This window comes from Glutamicibacter sp. BW80 (genome assembly GCF_002332385.1).
In the GTDB taxonomy this organism is placed as follows: Bacteria; Actinomycetota; Actinomycetes; order Actinomycetales; family Micrococcaceae; genus Glutamicibacter.
The window spans coordinates 74536-93842 of the sequence record NZ_NRGV01000001.1 but is presented as its reverse complement, the minus strand read 5'-3'; the positions used below and the strand labels follow the sequence as shown (position 1 = coordinate 93842).

Below are 19307 nucleotides of genomic sequence, written 5' to 3'. Positions count from 1 at the left end.
GCGCGCCGAGCCTGCCGGTAGCGGCGAGCCGGCGCGCAGCCAGGACATGGAGGAAAACTCATGTCTTCAACAACAGCCTCACCCACGCATAAGAAACCATCCCTCACCCAAGACGAACGCGTTGGCAAGAAAAGCACGCTGTCAATTCTCCTGGGACGTCCGGAGATCGGTGCCCTCGTGGGCGCCGTCGCCCTGTTCATCTTCTTCGCCATCGTTGCACCGGTCTTCTTGAGTCCCGCGTCCTTGGCCACCGTCCTCTACGGCGCTTCAACCATCGGCATTATGGCCGTTGGAGTGTCCTTGCTGATGATCGGTGGCGAGTTCGACCTGTCCACAGGTGTGGCAGTGATTTCCTCGGCACTCAGCGCGTCGTTGATCAGCTGGTACTTCGGGCTCAACGTCTGGGTCGGCATCGCCCTGGCTCTGGTCGTCTCACTGCTGATCGGGTTCATCAATGGAATCATCCTGATCAAGACCAAACTGCCATCCTTCATCGTGACGCTGGCCAGTTTCTTGATGCTCACGGGCCTGAATCTGGGCCTGACGCGCGCCATTGGCGGATCGGTGTCCTCGCCATCCATTGCAGACATGGAAGGATTCCAGAGCGCCAAGGCGGTTTTCGCCTCTTCGGTGAATATCGGTGGGATCGACGTCAAGATCACCGTGTTCATTTGGCTAGCCTTGGTGATCATCGCTTCGTGGGTCTTGCTGCAAACAAAGATTGGCAACTGGATCTTCGCCATTGGCGGGGACGAGAAAGCCGCCCGCGCCGTCGGCGTCCCCGTGGTCCGCACCAAAATCGGGCTTTTCATGGCCGTCGGATTCTGTGGCTGGGTACTGGGCATGCACAACCTGTTCGCCTTCGACTCCGTGCAGTCAGGCGAAGGCATCGGCAATGAATTCCTCTACATCATTGCTGCGGTGATCGGCGGCTGCCTGCTCACAGGTGGTTACGGATCAGCCATTGGCGGGGCCATCGGGGCATTCATATTCGGCATGGCAAACAAGGGCATTGTGTACGCAGAGTGGAACCCGGACTGGTTCAAGTTCTTCCTGGGCTTGATGCTGCTGCTGGCCACGGTTGTGAACATCGTCGTGAAGAAGCGCGCGGAATCCAGTAAATAGGAAGCCAAGGACATGAACATGAAAACTCGAAAGAACAAGAAGGCCGAAGAGCTGCTGCAGAAGCTCGAACCCAAGACCAATGACAACCTGCTCACGCTCAAAGGTGTAGGCAAGCACTACGGAAGCATTATCGCGTTGCGCGGTGTTGACATGGAAGTCGATCCGGGAAGGGTCACCTGCGTACTGGGCGATAATGGTGCGGGCAAGTCCACGTTGATCAAGATCATCGCCGGTCTGCACCAGCATGATGAGGGCGAGTTCACGCTTCACGGGTCAGCCATCAAGCTCAAGAGCCCGCGAGTCGCCTTGGATGCTGGGATCGCCGCGGTATATCAGGATTTGGCGGTCGTCCCGCTGATGCCCATCTGGCGCAACTTCTTCCTTGGCTCGGAACTGACTACCGGCGTAGGTCCCTTCAAAAAGCTTGATGTGCAGCGGATGAAGCAGATCACCAAGCAGGAACTGGCCGATATGGGTATCGATCTGCGTGATGTGGAACAGCCCATCGGGCAGCTTTCCGGTGGCGAACGACAGTGCGTGGCCATCGCCAGAGCCGTGTATTTCGGTGCGAAGGTGCTGATCTTGGACGAGCCCACGGCTGCTCTGGGTGTTAAGCAGTCTGGTGTGGTGCTGCGCTACATTCTCCAGGCCAGGGACCGCGGGCTGGGGGTCATCTTCATTACGCATAACCCGCACCACGCCTATCCGGTCGGCGACTCATTCCTGCTGCTCAAGCGTGGCCGCGCTATTGGCTACTATTCCAAATCGGAAATTACCGTGGAAGAGTTGACCGCCCAGATGGCCGGCGGTGCTGAACTGGCCGAGCTGGCACATGAGCTGGAACAGCTCGGTGGCCACGACGAGGAGTTGGCCGAAGCCGAGGCAGGTGCTGGACCTCAGGTTGCTCGATAGTTGCGAGCCAATTGCCAAGGTGGTGGCCACTTCGGTCTTGAAGTGGCCACCACCTTGTGCTCTTGCCGACGCCTTTTAATGCGTGCCTCGAGTACTTCTGGTTCTGTACAGGGGGACCGGGAAAGGCATATTTGACTAAATGTCTCAACCATTACGAGTCAAGAAACTGAAGATGCTCGAGTTGCGAGAATGAAGCATTGAACCAGATGAAACCTAGGTCTGATTCCTTCACGGAACATATATTCCTATCGTAGAATATAAATTTCGATGCTCCAGTCGATCCGAGTTCAGAGAGGCTGCTCCGGCCCGCGGGTTAGTGTTTGCAATAATGGCGGATGTGAATACATTCAAGCCTGAAGATGGCAACGCATCGGATCGACCGCCCTCGATGGCGGACGTGGCAGCCGTCGCCGGGGTCTCCCACCAAACCGTGTCGCGCGTATTGAATGATCACCCAAATGTCCGCGAAGGCACGCGAGTGCGAGTGCTGGAGGCCATCAAGGAGCTCGGTTATCGGCGCAACCTTGCCGCGCGCGCCCTGGCCACGGCGCAGACGCGCACCATCGGCATCCTGACCATCGGCAGCGAATTCTTTGGGCCGCAGTCCACCGTGCTCGCGGTGGAAGCCGCTGCTCGCGCACAGGGATATTTTGTCACCATGACCTCCATGGATAGTTATGACTTTGGCGGTGCGGTCACGGCCCTGAACCACCTCACCGACCAGAGCGTGGACGGCGTGGTGGTGGTCGCCCCGCATGACAAGGTCACCGCCGCGATTGACGACCTGAAGCTGAAAGTGCCGGTGGTGGTGGTAGCCGCACGGACCGATGTTCCGGCGGGGGATCCGGTGCACTACGTTTATGTCGATCAGCGCGACGGCGCTCGACAGGCGACGGAGCATTTGCTCTCCTTGGGGCACCGAAAGATCGTCCATGTTTCAGGCCCATCCGGTTGGTTTGATGCCACGGAGCGGAATATCGGTTGGCGTGAAGCCATGGCCGCAGCAGGCTATGACGCGGTGGAGTTCCCGGCGGAATCCTGGCTGGCCCCCAGCGGTTATGCCGCGGGGGTCAGCCTCGCACCTCGGGTGAAGGCCGGGGAAATAACCGCCGTCTTTGCCTCCAACGACTATTTGGCCATCGGGCTGCTGCGGGCGTTCTGGGAGGCCGGCCTGAGCGTGCCGGAGGACGTATCGGTGGTTGGCTTTGATGACCTGCAGATCGCCGAGTTCTACATCCCGAAGCTCACCACGGTGCGCCAGCCCTTTGCCGACGTGGGTCGCGCCGCGCTAACCGAGCTGCTCGGTGGCGAACGAGGGCTGCAGGAGCCGCGCATGATCGCGCCCACCATGGTCGTCCGAGCCAGTACCGCCCCACCACCGCGAAACTGAGTTCAGCCCAATCGACAGGTAGCTAATCTTCGTCATGTGTTGCGCATCGCATTTTGTTAGCGCTAACATAATGTAAATGTTCCGACCGAACCCTGTGATCTCTTCTTCCGAAGAACAGCGGTGCGGCGACGCGACGATAGCCACCTGCCGTGCGGGTGCGAGGACGGAGAATCCATGACTGGCCAGCAAGCAGGTTTGTCCGCGCCCGAGGTGATTGGTTCGGGGCAGGCAGTTCTGGGGATCGAATTTGGTTCAACGAATATCAAGGCTAGTCTCATCGGTCCCAACCACGAGCAACTCGCCACCGGCAACCACGGGTGGGAAAACCAGTTCGTGGATCGACGCTGGACCTATTCCCGCGAAGCAATGATTGCGGGTCTGCAGAGCTGCTTTGCGGATCTGCTGGTTGATACCCAGCACCAATATGGAGTGCGCCCCACTGCCTTTGCGGCCATTGGCGTCTCGGCGATGATGCACGGCTACCTCGCCTTTGATAAATCCGATGAACTGCTAGTTCCCTTCCGCACCTGGCGCAATACCTCGACCGAACAGGCCTCCAATCAGCTCAGCGAGGCCTTTGGCTACAACATCCCACTGCGTTGGTCGGTTGCGCACTACTATCAGGCGCTGCTGGATCACGAAGAACACGTAGGCGCGGTCTCAAGCTTGAATACCCTGGCCGGGTTCATCCATCATCAGCTCACCGGGCGCCGGGTGCTCGGTGCTGGTGACGCCTCGGGAATGTTCCCACTGGACAGCGCCGACCTCGGTTACGACAAGGCTTTTATAGAGACTTTTGACCGGTTGGCGAAGCCATTGGGAGCTGCAGGTTCGCTGGAGCAGCTCTTGCCGGAGGTCCTTGCCGCTGGAACCGAGGCCGGCAGCCTGACTGAGGCCGGAGCACTTTTGCTTGACCCCACCGGGCAGCTGCAGCCGGGAGCGATCTGCTGCCCGCCGGAAGGGGACGCAGGCACCGGAATGGTTGCTACCAACTCCGTAGCGCAACGCACCGCGAACGTCTCGGTGGGAACCTCCATCTTTGCGATGGTTGTCCTCGATGCCCCGCTGCGTGAAGTGCACCCCGAAATTGACATCGTCACCACTCCCACCGGAGATCCGGTGGCCATGGTGCACTGCAATAACGGTGCCAGTGAACTAGCCAGCTGGGCCGCGCTTTTCGGCCAGTTTGCCCAGGGGCTAGGACATGAAGCCTCCACGAATCAGGTCTACCAGACGCTGCTTGCCGCGGCACTGGACGGTGCAGCGGACGGCGGTGGACTGCTCGCCTACAACTACCTGTCTGGAGAACCGGTGACCGGGCTGCCCGAGGGGCGCCCACTGCTGGTACGCACCCCGGATTCAACGTTTAACCTCGCGAATCTGATGCGCACTCAGGTGTATTCGGTATTCGCCACGCTGAGCTTGGGCATGGAAATCCTCGCCGGCGAGGGCGTGAAAATCCATAAGCTGTTCGCCCATGGCGGCATCTTCCGGACCGCGCAGGCAGCGCAGCGGCTCCTGGCGGCGGCGCTTAATGTCCCGGTATCGGTAGGCAGCACCGCGGAACATGGCGGTGCCTGGGGAATTGCGGTGTTGGCAGCCTACCGGCACCGCGTCGCGACGAACTCGGCAGCCAGCCTCGCGGAGTACCTGAATTCGCAGGTTTTCGCGAACGCCGAATTGCAGGAGCTGGCCCCGCAGCAGCAGGACGTGGCCGGATACGCACAATACCTGCGCGCCTATCAGGCCGGTCTGGACATCGAACGCGCGGCCATCAAGGCCATCTAAAACACCTTCATCCCGGCACTTAGGAGAAACCGATGAGCCACGCTCAAACTTTAGCCAGCTACCCGAACACCATGCGTCAAGAAGTTGCCCGAGTCCGTGAGGTCGTCGCGGCCCTGCATGGAGAACTGCCTCGTTATGAGCTGGTCGTCTGGACCGCCGGCAATGTCTCGCAGCGCGTGCGGAACCCGGAGGTGCCCGACGGCAGCGCGGACCTGTTCGTGATCAAACCCTCGGGAGTCTCCTACGACGAGCTGACGGCCGAATCCATGGTGGTCTGCACGTTGGACGGAGAGCTGTTGGAGGGTACGCGCGCTCCGTCCTCGGATACCGCGGCGCATGCCTACACCTACCAGCACATGCCCCACGTTGGGGGAGTGGTGCACACCCACTCGACCTACGCCACCGCCTGGGCCGCGCGCGGCGAGGAAATCCCCTGCGTGCTGACCATGATGGCCGACGAGTTCGGTGGGCCAGTCCCGGTGGGCCCGTTCGCGATCATTGGCGATGATTCCATCGGCCGCGGCATCGTCCAAACGTTGAGCGAATCGCGCAGTCCGGCCGTGCTGATGCAAAACCATGGCCCCTTCACCATCGGCAAGGACGCCCGAGCGGCGGTCAAGGCCGCGGTGATGTGCGAGGAAGTCGCCCGCACGGTCCATATTGCCCGCCAGCTCGGCGATCCACTGCCGATGCGAGGCGAAGATATTGACGCGCTCTACGCGCGCTACCAAAACGTTTACGGACAATAGCCGCTCGCTGGCGGCCAAAAACTTCAATCCGAAAGGACACCATGAGCAAGGCATATGAATCCAAGGAAATCTGGTTCTTCACCGGAAGCCAGGACCTGTATGGCGACGAAACCCTGCGACAGGTCGCCGAGCAATCGCGCGAGGTCGCCGAGGCCCTGGACGGATCCGAGCAGGTCCCGGCGAAGGTCATCTGGAAGCCGGTGCTCAAGGACGCGGAATCGATCCGCCGGGCCATGCTGGATGCAAACTCGAATGACAACGTGCTGGGCGTAATCACCTGGATGCACACGTTCAGCCCGGCCAAGATGTGGATCTCGGGTTTGAAGGCACTGGCCAAGCCGCTGCTGCACCTGCACACCCAGGCGAATGTCGAGCTGCCGTGGGACACCATCGACTTCGACTTCATGAACCTGAACCAGGCCGCCCACGGCGACCGTGAATACGCCTATCTGGCCACCCGGATCGGGGCCACCCGCACTACCGTGGTCGGCCACGTTTCCAATCCGGCGGTTGCCGGACGCGTGGGCACCTGGGTTCGCGGTGCCGCCGGCTGGAATGCCACCCAGTCGATGAAGCTGGTCCGCTTCGGAGACAATATGCGCAACGTCGCGGTCACCGAAGGGGACAAAACCGAGGCCGAACTGCGGTTTGGCGTCTCGGTCAACACCTGGGCGGTCAACGACTTGGTCGAAGCCGTAGAAGCGGTTGCCGAGGGCGATGTGGACGCGCTGGTAGTCGAATACGAGCGTGAATACGATGTCGCCGCGGAGCTGCGCGCCGGCGGAGTCCGCCACGAGTCGCTGCGCTACGCCGCACGCCAGGAATTGGCCATCGAGTCGTTCCTGCGTGCGCTGGGCGCTTGGGCTTTCACCACCAATTTCGAGGACCTTGGCGGGCTCAAGCAGCTGCCGGGCCTCGCGGTCCAGCGGCTGATGGGCAAGGGCTACGGCTTCGGCGCCGAAGGCGACTGGAAGACCGCGGTGCTGGTGCGTGCCGCGAAGGTGATGGGCGCCGGGCTGCCCGGTGGCGCTTCGCTGATGGAGGACTACACCTATGACCTGACCCCGGGCAAGGAGCTGATCCTCGGCGCCCACATGCTCGAGGTCTGCCCGTCGCTGACCACCGACAAGCCGCGTATCGAAATCCATCCGCTGGGCATTGGGGGACGCGAGGACCCGGTGCGCATGGTGTTCAACGCCGCGGCTACCACCGGCGCCGTGGTGGTTTCGATGGCCGATATGCGCGAGCGTTTCCGCTTGACCGCAAACGTGGTTGACGTGGTGACCCCGCCGCAGGAACTGCCGAACCTTCCGGTGGCGCGTGCCGTGTGGCAGCCGCGACCTGACTTCTCCACCTCGGCGGAGTCCTGGCTGACCGCCGGCGGAGCCCACCATACGGTCATGTCCACGGCCGCCGGAATCGAGGCCTTCGAGGTCTTCGCCGAAATCGCCGGCACCGAGCTGCTGGTGATCGACGAGAGCACCACGCGCCGCGGCTTTGCCGAACAGGTGCGGCTGAACCAGGCGTACTACCGCTTGGCTCAAGGCCTGTAGGCGCACAGGGACCTTAGGTTGGCCAGCACCACCGGGTGCTGGCCAATGCCTATTAAGGCTTGGGCGGAAGCGAGTTTGCCTCGGCTCGGTCTCCCCGGGTCGGTGAACCCAAGCAGTGGGCCAGAGTTTGCTCGATTTGTGCGAAGCGGAAGTGGTGCGCGGCATCCAGCAGCTTCTGCGGGACCACCTGTTGATCTGCCATGGCCAATAGCTTGGCGCCTTGGGTTCCCAGCAGCAGTTTCGGGGCGGCTGCAGGCACCGGAATGATGGCCGGGCGGCGCAGTGCCTTGGCCAAGGCGCTGGTGAATTCGGCGTTGCTGACCGGGTGAGGGGACACCGCGTTCACCGGGCCGCTCAGCTGCGTGTCCCACAAAGCCCGATGGTAGATATCAATGAGATCGTCGAGGCCAACCCAGGACAGGCGCTGTTCTCCCGTGCCCAAGCGGCCACCCAAGCCGGCGGCGAAGATCGGGCGCAGCACCGCGAGCATGCCACCCGAAGGGCTGAGCACCACGCCGGTGCGGATCTGCACCCGGCGCATGCTCGTCTCGCCTTGCCCGGTTGCTTGCTCCCAGCGTTGGACCACGCCGGATAAGAAGTCCGCGCCCCCTACTTCAGGAGGCGACTGCTCATCAATCGGGGCGGCTCCGGCCGAGGCACCGTAGATGCCGATGGCCGAGGCGCTGATGAATCGGGAGACGCCGGAGCGATCCGCCAGCTCAGCCAGAGCCCGGGTGGGTTCGATGCGGCTTGCCTCGATCGCCTGCCGGTGCGAGTCGCTGAACCTGCCGAAGATGCTTGTTCCGGCGAGGTGGATGACCGCGTCGCAATCGTCTAGCAGGTCGTGCTCCGGAGCCAGCGGATCCCAACGTCGTTCGTCCGTGGATTGCGGCGCGCGGCGCACCAGCTTGATGACTCGGTGCCCGCCGGTGGACAAGAAGGCGCATAACGCGGTGCCGACCATGCCATTGCTTCCGGTGACCGCGATGGTCAACGGTTCCAGTCCGGCCTCGGACGCCCGCTCATGGGCGGCGAAATCGGCGGCGAGCTGGCGGTGGCGGTAGTCCAGCATCCGTTCGATCTGCGTTGCGGGCAGATTGGAGCTGACGCGGTCGGTGACGGTGGTGTGCCCGGATCCCGCGGGCTCGGTGAGGTGTTCATGACGCCAATGAGCCACGCGCGTGGGGGCCGCCCGCACGCCGCGAGCCTGCAGCTCGTCGACGAACCGCCGATTCTCGAGGTAGTCGGAGGGCTTGTGCTGGGCGTACCAGCGCAGGCCGCCAGGCAGCCCCAGTGCCGCGGTTCCCCCACGCAAGGAGCCGGCTTCTTCGATGACCTTGAGCGGAAGCCAGGGCGGCAGCAGCCGGCGAATCGCGCCCGGCCGGGCAAACCAGGCGGATACCTCGTCCGGGGGTGCCGGAAGAACGCTGGACCTTTGTGTAGTCATGGCCCAATACTATGTCCGGGATCCCTGCCGCCACGCGCACTGCGCGTCGACGGGCTTGCAAAGGCCATTCTCGCAGGGCTAACTGCGAGGGCTGCCGTGACAAGCATGGCCGTAGTAGCTTTACCTTGTCGTTCCTTGGGTGTTCCGAGCCTGCCATTACACACGCTGAAGGCGCTTCGGCAAGCCCCTTGGCCGCACTGCACCCGGGGGCAGTTAGGCGGTCATTCGCTCATGATCCACGTCAACATGCTGGAACCTCTAGGCTGTCTTGTCCGGTTAATATCAAATTGTTATCATCTGGGGTGGCGCAACTCACGTTGTTAGCGCTAACATGGTGTGAGCCCGGTCGCACTGCCGGGATGAATCGGAATACGCAGGAGGAAAAGATGGCACGGAATAACTGGGCTCGTCGAGCGGTAGCCACGTTTGGATCCCTCGCGCTCGTTGGCGCACTGGCAGCATGTGGCGGCAGCGGTGCCGGCGGTGGCGCGGGTGCCGAAGGCGAAAGCACGGCCCCGGAGGACATCCAGGTAGGCGTCGCAATGCCAACCGAAACCTCCGAGCGTTGGATCGCCGACGGTGAGGCCGTGAAGTCGCAGCTTGAAGAAGCCGGCTACGAGGTCTTCATGCAGTTCGCCAACGATGACATCCCGACCCAGCAGCAGCAGATCGACCAGATGATCACCAAGGGTGCAGACATCCTCGTGGTCGCTTCCATCGACGGCACCGCGCTGTCCACCCAGCTGCAGGCCGCAGCGGACCAGGACATCCCGATCATCTCCTACGACCGCTTGATCAACGGCACCGAGAACGTCGACTTCTACGTCACCTTCGACAACTACAACGTCGGCGTCCAGCAGGCAACCTCGCTGCTGACCGGCATGGGCCTGGCCGATGAGGAAGGCAAGCGCACCAGCAAGGAGGGCAAGTTCAACGTCGAGCTCTTCGCCGGTTCGATCGACGACAACAACGCGCACTTCTTCTGGAAGGGCGCCATGGATACCCTCAAGCCCTACCTGGATGACGGCACCCTGACGGTCAAGTCCGGGCAGACCAAGATCGAGCAGGCAGCTACCCTGCGCTGGAGCCAGGAAGAAGCCCAGTCGCGCATGGAAGACCTGATTACCGCCCACTACCAGGGCGGCAAGACCAAGATCGACGGCATCCTCTCGCCATTCGACGGCATCTCCCGCGGCATCATCACCGCACTGTCCAACGCCGGCTACGGCAAGACCATCGAGGCCGGCCTGCCGATCATCTCGGGCCAGGATGCAGAAATCGCTTCGGTGAAGCTGATCGACGATGGCGTGCAGTACGCAACCATCTTCAAGGACACCCGCAAGCTGGCTACCCAGGCTGTCGAGGCAGTGAAGTCCTACGCAGGCGGCGGCGAGCCGGAAGCCAATGACACCGAAACCTACGACAACGGCAAGAAGGTTGTTCCTTCCTACCTGCTGGATTCGGACATCGTCGTCAAGGACAACATCACCTCCCTGCTGGTCGACTCCGAGTACTACACGGCCGAGGAAGTCAAGGCCGGCCAGACCAAGTAGTCTCCCAGGCCGCAATCCGGTGGGCGGGAGGGCAAGCCGCCCTCCCGCCCACCGGATGCACCGATCACAGCACACACCAAGGACGTCTGCACTATGGACACCACGATCCTGCACATGCAGGACATCACCAAGACTTTTCCCGGAGTCAAGGCGCTGGACGGCGTCAACCTTTCGGTTAGCAAGGGCGAAATCCACGCTATCTGCGGAGAGAACGGCGCCGGAAAATCCACCCTCATGAAGGTGCTCTCCGGGGTCTACCCGCACGGCAGCTACGAGGGCCAGATCATTTTCGAAGGCGAAGAGCTCAAGGCCTCGAACATCAAGGACTCCGAAGCCCAGGGCATCGTGATCATCCACCAGGAGCTGGCGCTGGTGCCGTACCTGTCGGTGGCCGAGAACATCTTCCTCGGCAACGAAACCGCGCGCGGCGGCTTCATCGACTGGAACGAGACCAACCACCGCGCCGCGGACCTGCTGGCCCGCGTGGGCCTGGACGAACTGCCGGTCACCCCGGTAGGCCAGCTGGGCGTGGGCAAGCAGCAGCTGGTGGAAATCGCCAAGGCGCTGAGCAAGAACGTCAAGCTGCTGATCCTGGACGAACCGACCGCCGCGCTGAATGACGACGACTCCGAGCACCTGCTGAACCTGCTGCGCGGACTGCGCGAACAGGGCATCACCTCGATCATCATTTCGCACAAGCTCGGCGAGATCGAGGACATTGCCAACACCACCACGATCATCCGCGATGGCCAGTCCATCGAGGCGCTGGACATGGCCGATCCCGGGTCCAACCAGAACCGCATCATCCGCGGCATGGTGGGCCGCGAACTGTCCTCCCGCTACCCGGAACGCGTACCGCAGATCGGCGACGTGGTCTTCGAGGTCCAGGACTGGTCGGTCCAGCACCCGGTCCAGCAGGACCGCACCGTGGTGGAAGGCGCCAACCTGGAGGTCCGCGCCGGCGAAATCGTCGGCATTGCAGGACTGATGGGCGCCGGGCGCACCGAATTGGCGATGAGCATCTTCGGCCACAGCTATGGCCGGAACATCACCGGCACGGTCAAGATGGACGGCAAGCCGGTGGACACCTCCACCGTGGGCAAGGCCATCAAGGCCGGCATCGCCTACGTTTCCGAGGACCGCAAGAAGTTCGGGCTGAACCTGATCGAGGACATCCGCGTGAACACCACCGCGGCCGGCCTGGACAAGATCTCTTCCAAGGGCTTCGTGGACGGCAACAAGGAGATCCAGATTGCCGAGCACTACCGCAAGTCCATGCGCATCAAGACCCCGAACGTGATGGCGAAGGTCGGGAACCTCTCGGGCGGCAACCAGCAGAAGGTCGTGCTGGGCAAATGGCTGCACACCGCACCCGAGCTGCTGATCCTCGACGAGCCCACCCGCGGCATCGACGTCGGCGCCAAATACGAGATCTACACCATCATCAACGAGCTGGCGGCTGCCGGCAAGGCCGTCCTGGTGATCTCCTCCGAACTGCCAGAGCTCTTGGGCATCTGCGACCGCATCTACACCCTGGCCTACGGCCGAATGACCGGCCAGCTGCCCAGCAGCGAAGCCACCCAGGAACGCCTCATGGAACTCATGACCATCGAGAAGGAAAGCACCCGATGACCATCACAAGCGAGCTGAAGGATATCTTCACCAAGAACCTGCGCACCTCGGGCATTTACATTGCCTTCGTGCTCATCGTGGTGCTGTTCACCATCCTGACCAACGGGCTGCTGCTCAGCCCGATCAACATCACCAACATCATCTTGCAGTACTCCTACGTTCTGATCCTCGCCCTGGGCATGATCCTGGTGATCGTCGCCGGGCACATCGACCTGTCGGTCGGCTCCCTCGTGGCGCTGACCGGTGCGGTCTCCGCGGTCATTGTCATCAAGGGGGATCTGCCCTGGTGGGTCGGAATGCTCGCCGGCATCGCCGTGGGCGCCCTGTGCGGCCTGTGGCAGGGCTTCTGGGTGGCGTACGTGGGCATTCCCGCGTTCATCGTGACCCTGGCCGGCATGCTGCTCTTCCGCGGCCTGACCTACGAAGTGCTGAGCAACGTTTCGCTCTCGCCGTTCCCCGGCGAATACGGCCAGATCGCCGGCGGCTTCCTCAACGGGCTGCTGGGCGGCAACGGATTCGACCTGTTCACCGTGATCATCGGCGTGATCGCCGTGGCCGGACTGTTCGTTTCGCAGTGGCGCAACCGCGCTGGACGCGCCAAGTACGGCCAGAGCGTTGAATCCATGGCCATGTTCCTGGCCAAGAACATCATCTCGGGCATCATCATCCTCTGGTTCTTCTGGCAGATCGCCACCAGCCGCGGCATGCCGATCGTGCTGATCATCCTGGCTGCCCTGATCCTGGGCTACCACGTGCTGACCACCAAGACCGTTTTCGGCCGCCACGTCTACGCCATCGGCGGCAACCTGTCGGCAGCCAAGCTCTCAGGCGTGAACGTGAAGCGCATCAACATGTGGATCTTCATCAACATGGGCCTGCTCTCCGGCGTGGCCGGAGTGGTCTTCTCCTCGCGTTCCAACGGCGCCCAGCCAGGTGCGGGTAACATGTTCGAGCTCGACGCCATCGCGGCCTGCTTCATCGGCGGCGCCTCGACCACCGGCGGTGTCGGACGCGTTACCGGCGCTATCGTCGGTGGCCTGGTCATGGCAGTGCTGTCCAACGGCATGCAGCTGATGGGCGTGGGAGCTTCCACCCAGCAGATCGTCAAGGGCGTCGTGCTGCTTCTGGCAGTCGCCTTCGACATCTACAACAAGCGCCGCGCAGGTGCGGGCAACTAGCATTTGATTAGCGCCAGGGGCCCTCTCGCACGCAATTGCGGGAGGGCCTGTGCGTGCCCGATGGTTTCCCAGCACAGCAGAAGGATGACGAAATGGATCGCCAAGCAATGCCGCAGCAGGACACCGCCAACGGAACGGTGCTCACGCTGCGAGCCCACGGCTTCACCGCGCAGCTGGCCACGGTGGGCGCCACACTGGTGTCCCTGGACTACGGTGGCCGCCCGCTGGTGCGTGCGTTCGACCCGCGCAGCCCGCGGCCGGTCTTTTCCGGCGCCATCCTGGCACCCTGGCCCAACCGCGTGATCGACGGGGCCTACTCCTGGCAGGGCCAGGACCAGCAGCTTGAGATCACCGAGCCGGAGCGCGGCCACGCGCTGCACGGCCTGGTGGCCGATACCAGCTTCGAGATCACCGGGCGCCGCGGCAGCTCCGCCCAGTTGCGCACCGTGATCGTCCCGAACCCCGGCTACCCCTATGAGGTGCAGCTGGTGATCGACTACCGGCTGGAAGCCGGCGGGCTGCGCACCATCGCCACCGCCACCAACCTCGGGCAGGGCACCGCGCCCTTCGCCTGGGGTTCGCACGCCTACCTGGTCGCACCGGGCAAGAAGGCGGATGAATGGACTTTCACCCTGCCAGCCGGCAAGGTGCAGCTCACCGACGGCGCGCGCCTGCTGCCGAAGGAAGTGGTGGAGGTGTCCGGCACCGAGCTGGATTTCCGCACCCCGAAGCCGATCGGGGACCTCTTCATCGATCATGCCTACACCGGGTTGGCCGCCGGCGCGGACGGCTTGTTCAGCGCGTCGATCACCGACGCCAAGGGCCTCGGGTCGCAGATCACCTGGGACGAAGCCTGCCCGTGGGTCCAGATCCACACGGCAGACCGCGATGACCCGGCGCTTGACCGCACCGGGCTGGCCATCGAGCCGATGACCTGCCCGCCCGGCGGCTTCAACTCCGGCCAGGACGTCATCGCGCTGGCCCCGGGCGCCAGCCATGAAGCCAGCTGGCTGATTGGCCCGGTCCAGCCGCGATGAGCGGCAGGGAAGTTCGCGGCGCTACCCGCTCCGCGAGGTTTCGTTCCCTGTCAATCCGGTGATCCGCAGGAGCAAGGAGCGCGCCTCGGGGCGCAGCGCGTCTTCCGGCCAGACATCGGGACCACAGGCCCGGGAACCTACGCCATGCTGGGCCGCATCCAGGTACAGCCAGGAGTTGGTTGGTTCCGGCAGCTCGTGCGGATGGGCAGCGCCGGCAAGCTGCTGTGCCGTGTGGCGGCTGAGCGTGAAACCGGGGCGGCGGTCCAATCCGTCGGGCCAGGCCTCGATGCGCAGCCACGGCGCACCGCCCACGCCGAGCTCCAATTCGCGCAAATCGCTGCGGTGCCCTGTTTCCTGCGGACGTGCGTATTCGACCGGCAAATCGTCAATGCTTGCACTGTAGCGGCCTACTCGTGCCGCCAGACGGCTGTCCGGGTAGGATTCGTGCGGGCCCAAGCCGTACCAGGATGCCGAATCGACCTCCTTGCCCAGTTGGAAACGCACGCCGAATCGGGGCCACACCGATGTCCAGCCTCGGCTTGGAACCATATCGATGCGAAGCCACAGGCCGGACTCGTCCAGGCTCCATTGCTCGTCGACTCGGATGGAGCAGGCCTGGTCCGCTGCTGAATACCTGGTCGCCACCTGCACACGGCCCGGACCGGTAGCGACACTGAGCACCCGCGCCTTCAGCCGGTCCAATCCGGCCGCCGTCCAGAGGTCCGCATTTGACGGACCGGGTTCTCCATTGCCCGGGACTCCGTGCTCATCTTCCTGCCAGGGATCAGAATGGTTATAGCTGCCGAAGTGTGCGCCACGGTCATTGTCGGTGGGTGCGCGGAACAACTCCAGCCGCGGCCCATGCACCGGCTGCCCGGCCAACTCCATGAGCTTGCCCTCGGCGAAAACTGCGGCACCAAGCTGCATCCGGCCATTGTCCAGAGGGATCGATGCTCCGCCCGCATCAGCCGAAGAGGGCAACCGTGCGGGTCGCGGCCCCGGCATTGCGGTGGATGGAGCAGCTATCGGCCATTGGGCGCTGGCCACCTCATGGCCCGCGGCCGCCCACGCTGCATCCTCGGCCAGCCGCGCCTCCACGGTTAACCAGTTTTCGCCTGCGGGCAGGGGGTACGGCAAGGCGAATTCAACCGTGGCAGTTTCGCCAGCTTCCAGCGCGTCGTCAGAGCCGGATACCAAGAATTCTGCACTAGCGACCGGATGCCCGGCCGCTTCCAAGCGCCAGCTGAATGCGAGGTCGCCGCTGTCGGCACTGTGGCGGTCATTCCGGATGCCCAAGCGCACCCGGTGCCCGTCCACGGAGGACAGGGAGAACTTGATCGGGGCGACTACATGCTTGAACTCATGGAGCCCCGGTGAGGCAGTGGAATCGGAGAGGACCAGTCCGTCCATGACGAAGGTGCCATCGTGGAGCTCCTCGCCGAAATCGCCGCCGTAAGCATAGAAGCTCTTGCCATCCGGTGTGCTGGCCTGCAGCCCGTGGTCACGCCATTCCCAGACGAAGCCTCCATGCAACCGGGGATAGCGGTCCACCAGATCCGCATACCGTTGCAATCCTCCGGGCCCATTGCCCATGGCGTGCGCATACTCGCACAACAGGAAGGGCCTGGTCCGCTGGCGCGCGGCCTCTGCGGTGGTGCATCCCAGCAGCGGAGCGGTCATCCGGTCCTCTCCAATTGTCTGCACTTCGGGGAACGAAGCGTACATTCGCGAATACACATCGGTGTATTCTCCGGTGTAGTCGCCTTCATAATGCACCGGGCGGCTGCTATCCCGCGCATGGATCCATGCGGACATCGCGGCAAGGTTGGCCCCGGTGCCGGACTCGTTGCCAAGCGACCACATGATGATTGAGGGATGGTTCTTGTCCCGTTCGAAAGTCCGCTCCATCCGATCAAGATAGGCACTTCGCCAGGCCGGGTCGTCACTGGGATTGCCCTGCCAGCCGTGACGTTCAAATCCGTGGGTTTCCAGATCGTTTTCGAGTATGACCCAGAAACCGAGCTCGTCGGCCAAGTCCAGGAGCCGCGGATGCGGCGGATAGTGGCTGGTGCGAATGGCGTTGACATTGAAGCGCTTCATTAGCATCAGGTCTTCTCGTGCGAATTGCTCATCGAACGCCCGGCCGAGGAGCGGGTGGGTTTCATGCCTGTTCACCCCGTTGAAGACCACTTTGCGATCGTTGACCAGGAACTGGTCGCCTGCAATTCTTACCGTGCGGAAACCTAGCCGCAGGCTGATGGTCTCGCCAGTGCTGGAAACGGTTGCTCCATAGAGTTTTGGCCGCTCAGCGCTCCATGGGGAAACGGCGGGCACTTCCACCTCTCGGATATCCTCGCGGCTTTGCCACACTTCGTCGATTTCCAGTTCGGGAACAACGAAACGTAGCGGAAACGCATCGTCAGCGGCCATGATTTCCGGTGTAATGATTCCGGTACCGGAGGAATAGCCGGTTTTTATCCAGAGGTCGTCAATGCTGCCGTGCGGACGGGCCTTGAGCGTTACCGATCGGAAAATTCCCGGGAGCCACCACTGGTCCTGGTCCTCGACGTAGCTCGAAGCGGAGAATTGGTGCACGCGGACAACGATTGTATTTTCACCGGGGGCTACGGCCGAGCTCACATCGAATTCCTGGGCAAGGCGGCTACCGGTACCCCAGCCAATCATTTGCCCATTGACCCATACCTTGTACCGGGATTCAACGCCGTCGAAGCGCAGCACCAGCCGCTCCATTCCGGAAGTCCAGCTCTGGGGCACTTCGAAGGTCCGCCGGTAGTCGCCGGTAGGATTCTCATCCGGTGGATAGGGCGGGTCGCAAGGGAAGGGAAATTGGACGTTCGTGTACGAAGGGCGTCCGTAGGCGCCATCGGCCTGCAATACCCAGTGCCCAGGGACTGCGATGCTGTCCCAGCTCGAGTCGTCATAGCCAGCATCTGCCATGGACTCGGGAAGCTCGCCTGCCGGCAGCAGTCCGCGCCCTCCGGGCGTGCCCGGTACGCCAGGGAGCCAGCGGAACTTCCACTGTCCATCGAGGCTCAGTTCAGGGGCATCACTGTGGGTCCAGGACGTTGCCGGCAGGCGCCGGCCTCCGCCCGGGGCGGTATCGGACAGATAGGCTGTTGGGGAAGTCATTTAACGGATCCTTCGGTCAGGCCCCCGCGCCAGAAGCGCTGCAGGACGATCATGGCAATGGCCAAGGGAATAGTGGACAGCAAGACGCCGCCGGTGGTCAGCTCGTAGAATTCTGGCAGGCGGTCAACCTGTCCCAGCCAGGTGTTCAGGCCCAGGGTAATTGGATAGAGATCCGAATCGGACAGCATCACCAGGGGAAGGAAATAGTTATTCCAGATTCCGACAAGCTGGAACAGGAATACCGTCACCAGAGCAGGGGACAGGACTCTGAGTCCTATCGTGTGGAAGATCCGCAGTTCGCTTGCGCCATCCAGGCGCGCGGCTTCGAGTAACGCGCTATCCACGGTGCTGGAAGCGTAAACGCGGCAGAGGAACAGGCCGAACGGGGACACCAATGATGGCAGCAGGACACTCCAATAGGTATTGGACAGCCCCATTTCGCTGAACAACAGGAATAGGGGCAAGGCGGTTGCGGTTCCAGGCACGAGAACGCCTCCCAAGACCACACCGAAGACCAGATTGCTTCCGCGGAAACGGTACTTGGCCAGGGCGTATCCGCCAGCTGCAGCAAGGTAAGCGGCAATCAGCGCCCCTGCCCCCGCGTATAGCAACGAGTTCATGAACCAGCGCAGGAAAATTCCGCCGTCATAGGCCAGAACCTGGCCCAGATTTTTCCATAGGACGAAGTCACCGGAGAGGAGGAAACCATTTGTGCTGAACAAGTCCTGGGTCGATTTCGTTGCTGCAACGACGACCCAGTAGACCGGGACCAGGAAATACAATGCGGCTATGGTCAGCAAGGCCGTGACAATCAGAGCCGCTGGTTTTGAAGAGGAGGGCTTTTCGAAGGACTGGCGGCGGATCAGGGTCATGAGGACTTCCTATTGGTCAGGCGCAGGAAGGCGAATGAGAGCGCGAATGCGGCCAAGGCAATGAGAACGGATTGCGCAGCCGCAACATTGTAGTCGTTGTAGGCGAACGCGGTTGTGTAGGCGGAAAGGTTAGGGGTGTATTGGCTGTCGATGGCGGGTGCGACACTCATGAGAACTTGCGCTTCGGCGAAAAGCTGCAAGGTGCCAATGATGGAGAAGACCGTGGTCAAGACCAGTGCCGGGCTGATGAGCGGCAGCTGGATATGCCATGCCACACGCAGTGGACCCGCCCCGTCCAAGCGTGCGGCTTCGTAGATCTCGCCGGGAATTGCCTTGAGCTGCGCGATGACGATCAGCATGTTGTAGCCCGTGTAGCTCCATGTCACGATGTTGGCGATGGACCACAAGATGCTCTGTGGCCCGAGGAAATCGACTTCCAAGCCGACGGCTGAGGCGGCATCGATGATCGGGCTCAGGCCGGGAACATAGAGGAATGACCAGAGGATAGTGGCAATGACCCCCGGCACGCCGTAGGGCAGGAAGTACGCCGCCCGGAAAAAGGCCGGCCATTTGGCGCTCGCCGACTCAAGCAGCAGAGCCAGGACCGTGCAAAGAAGGATCATGATGGGAACCTGCACGATGCCGAACACGATCATGCGGCCAATCGAAGCAACGAAGGCTTCGTCTCCCAGGGCTTGCGCGTAATTGCCGAATCCAGCGAATTCGCTGTGCACGCCGGCTTCGCCGAACAATCCGCGCCGTGTGATACGGGTGAAGCTGGCTTGTATGGCTGCAATGATGGGCAAGATGAAAGTCAGGGTGAAGAGCGCGAGGAAAGGCGCGAGCAACAGCCACGGGGCGAGCTCAAACCTGCTTGGTGAGGGACCACGTTTTCTCCGGGTGCCTCGGGTGATGGTCGGC

14 protein-coding genes are annotated in these 19307 nt (G+C 62.5%); 10 read left to right on the top strand and 4 right to left on the bottom strand.

The window, feature by feature from the left end; genetic code table 11:
- Positions 1-60 precede the first annotated feature (60 nt).
- The 6 genes from CIK76_RS00405 (at position 61) to araA (ending at position 7517) form a co-directional block, all read left to right on the top strand.
- The gene (locus CIK76_RS00405; protein ID WP_096282761.1) at positions 61-1125 is read left to right on the top strand and encodes an ABC transporter permease; all 1065 of its coding nucleotides are present in this window, start codon (positions 61-63) and stop codon (positions 1123-1125) included.
- 18 nt (positions 1126-1143) lie between these two features.
- Positions 1144-2037 (top strand): ATP-binding cassette domain-containing protein, encoded by an 894-nt coding sequence (locus CIK76_RS00400; RefSeq protein WP_096282994.1) that lies wholly within the window; start codon positions 1144-1146, stop codon positions 2035-2037.
- 337 nt (positions 2038-2374) lie between these two features.
- On the top strand, positions 2375-3427 hold the full coding sequence (locus tag CIK76_RS00395) for a LacI family DNA-binding transcriptional regulator (RefSeq protein ID WP_255248288.1): 1053 nt from the start codon (positions 2375-2377) through the stop codon (positions 3425-3427).
- Between the two features lie 174 nt (positions 3428-3601).
- Positions 3602-5215: an FGGY-family carbohydrate kinase gene (locus CIK76_RS00390; RefSeq protein ID WP_096282759.1), complete on the top strand. Its 1614-nt coding sequence runs from the start codon at positions 3602-3604 to the stop codon at positions 5213-5215.
- Positions 5216-5247: 32 nt separating this feature from the next.
- Positions 5248-5964 (top strand): L-ribulose-5-phosphate 4-epimerase, encoded by a 717-nt coding sequence (locus CIK76_RS00385; RefSeq protein WP_096282757.1) that lies wholly within the window; start codon positions 5248-5250, stop codon positions 5962-5964.
- A 41-nt stretch (positions 5965-6005) separates the two neighbouring features.
- A complete protein-coding gene (gene araA, locus CIK76_RS00380) occupies positions 6006-7517 on the top strand; it encodes an L-arabinose isomerase (protein ID WP_096282755.1) in 1512 nt (503 codons plus the stop codon).
- Positions 7518-7569: 52 nt separating this feature from the next.
- Here araA and CIK76_RS00375 read toward each other — a convergent pair whose 3' ends face one another.
- On the bottom strand, positions 7570-8964 hold the full coding sequence (locus CIK76_RS00375; protein WP_096282753.1) for a TIGR01777 family oxidoreductase: 1395 nt from the start codon (positions 8962-8964) through the stop codon (positions 7570-7572).
- A gap of 386 nt (positions 8965-9350) precedes the next feature.
- On the opposite strand from CIK76_RS00375, the gene chvE reads away from it, so the two are divergent.
- The 4 genes from chvE (at position 9351) to CIK76_RS00355 (ending at position 14364) form a co-directional block, all read left to right on the top strand.
- Entirely contained in the window at positions 9351-10517 is a 1167-nt protein-coding gene (gene chvE / locus CIK76_RS00370; RefSeq protein ID WP_096282752.1) for a multiple monosaccharide ABC transporter substrate-binding protein, read from the top strand.
- A 93-nt stretch (positions 10518-10610) separates the two neighbouring features.
- The gene (gene mmsA, locus CIK76_RS00365; protein ID WP_096282750.1) at positions 10611-12149 is read left to right on the top strand and encodes a multiple monosaccharide ABC transporter ATP-binding protein; all 1539 of its coding nucleotides are present in this window, start codon (positions 10611-10613) and stop codon (positions 12147-12149) included.
- Positions 12146-13327, top strand: a complete 1182-nt coding sequence (gene mmsB, locus CIK76_RS00360) for a multiple monosaccharide ABC transporter permease (protein ID WP_096282748.1) — start codon at positions 12146-12148, stop codon at positions 13325-13327. The genes mmsA and mmsB overlap by 4 nt, the downstream gene beginning before the upstream one ends.
- 92 nt (positions 13328-13419) lie before the next feature.
- Positions 13420-14364 carry an aldose 1-epimerase family protein gene (locus tag CIK76_RS00355; protein WP_096282746.1) on the top strand — a complete coding sequence of 315 codons (945 nt, stop codon included), beginning with the start codon at positions 13420-13422 and terminating at the stop codon, positions 14362-14364.
- A gap of 21 nt (positions 14365-14385) precedes the next feature.
- Here CIK76_RS00355 and CIK76_RS00350 read toward each other — a convergent pair whose 3' ends face one another.
- From CIK76_RS00350 to CIK76_RS00340, 3 genes are read right to left on the bottom strand one after another with little or no spacing between them, the layout of a single operon-like run.
- The gene (locus CIK76_RS00350; protein ID WP_176484038.1) at positions 14386-17514 is read right to left on the bottom strand and encodes a glycoside hydrolase family 2 TIM barrel-domain containing protein; all 3129 of its coding nucleotides are present in this window, start codon (positions 17512-17514) and stop codon (positions 14386-14388) included.
- Positions 17511-18386, bottom strand: coding sequence for a carbohydrate ABC transporter permease (locus CIK76_RS00345; RefSeq protein ID WP_096282743.1), 876 nt, complete (start codon positions 18384-18386; stop codon positions 17511-17513). The genes CIK76_RS00350 and CIK76_RS00345 overlap by 4 nt, the downstream gene beginning before the upstream one ends.
- Positions 18383-19300, bottom strand: coding sequence for a sugar ABC transporter permease (locus tag CIK76_RS00340; protein ID WP_049862759.1), 918 nt, complete (start codon positions 19298-19300; stop codon positions 18383-18385). The genes CIK76_RS00345 and CIK76_RS00340 overlap by 4 nt, the downstream gene beginning before the upstream one ends.
- Between the last annotated feature and the right edge of the window lie 7 nt (positions 19301-19307).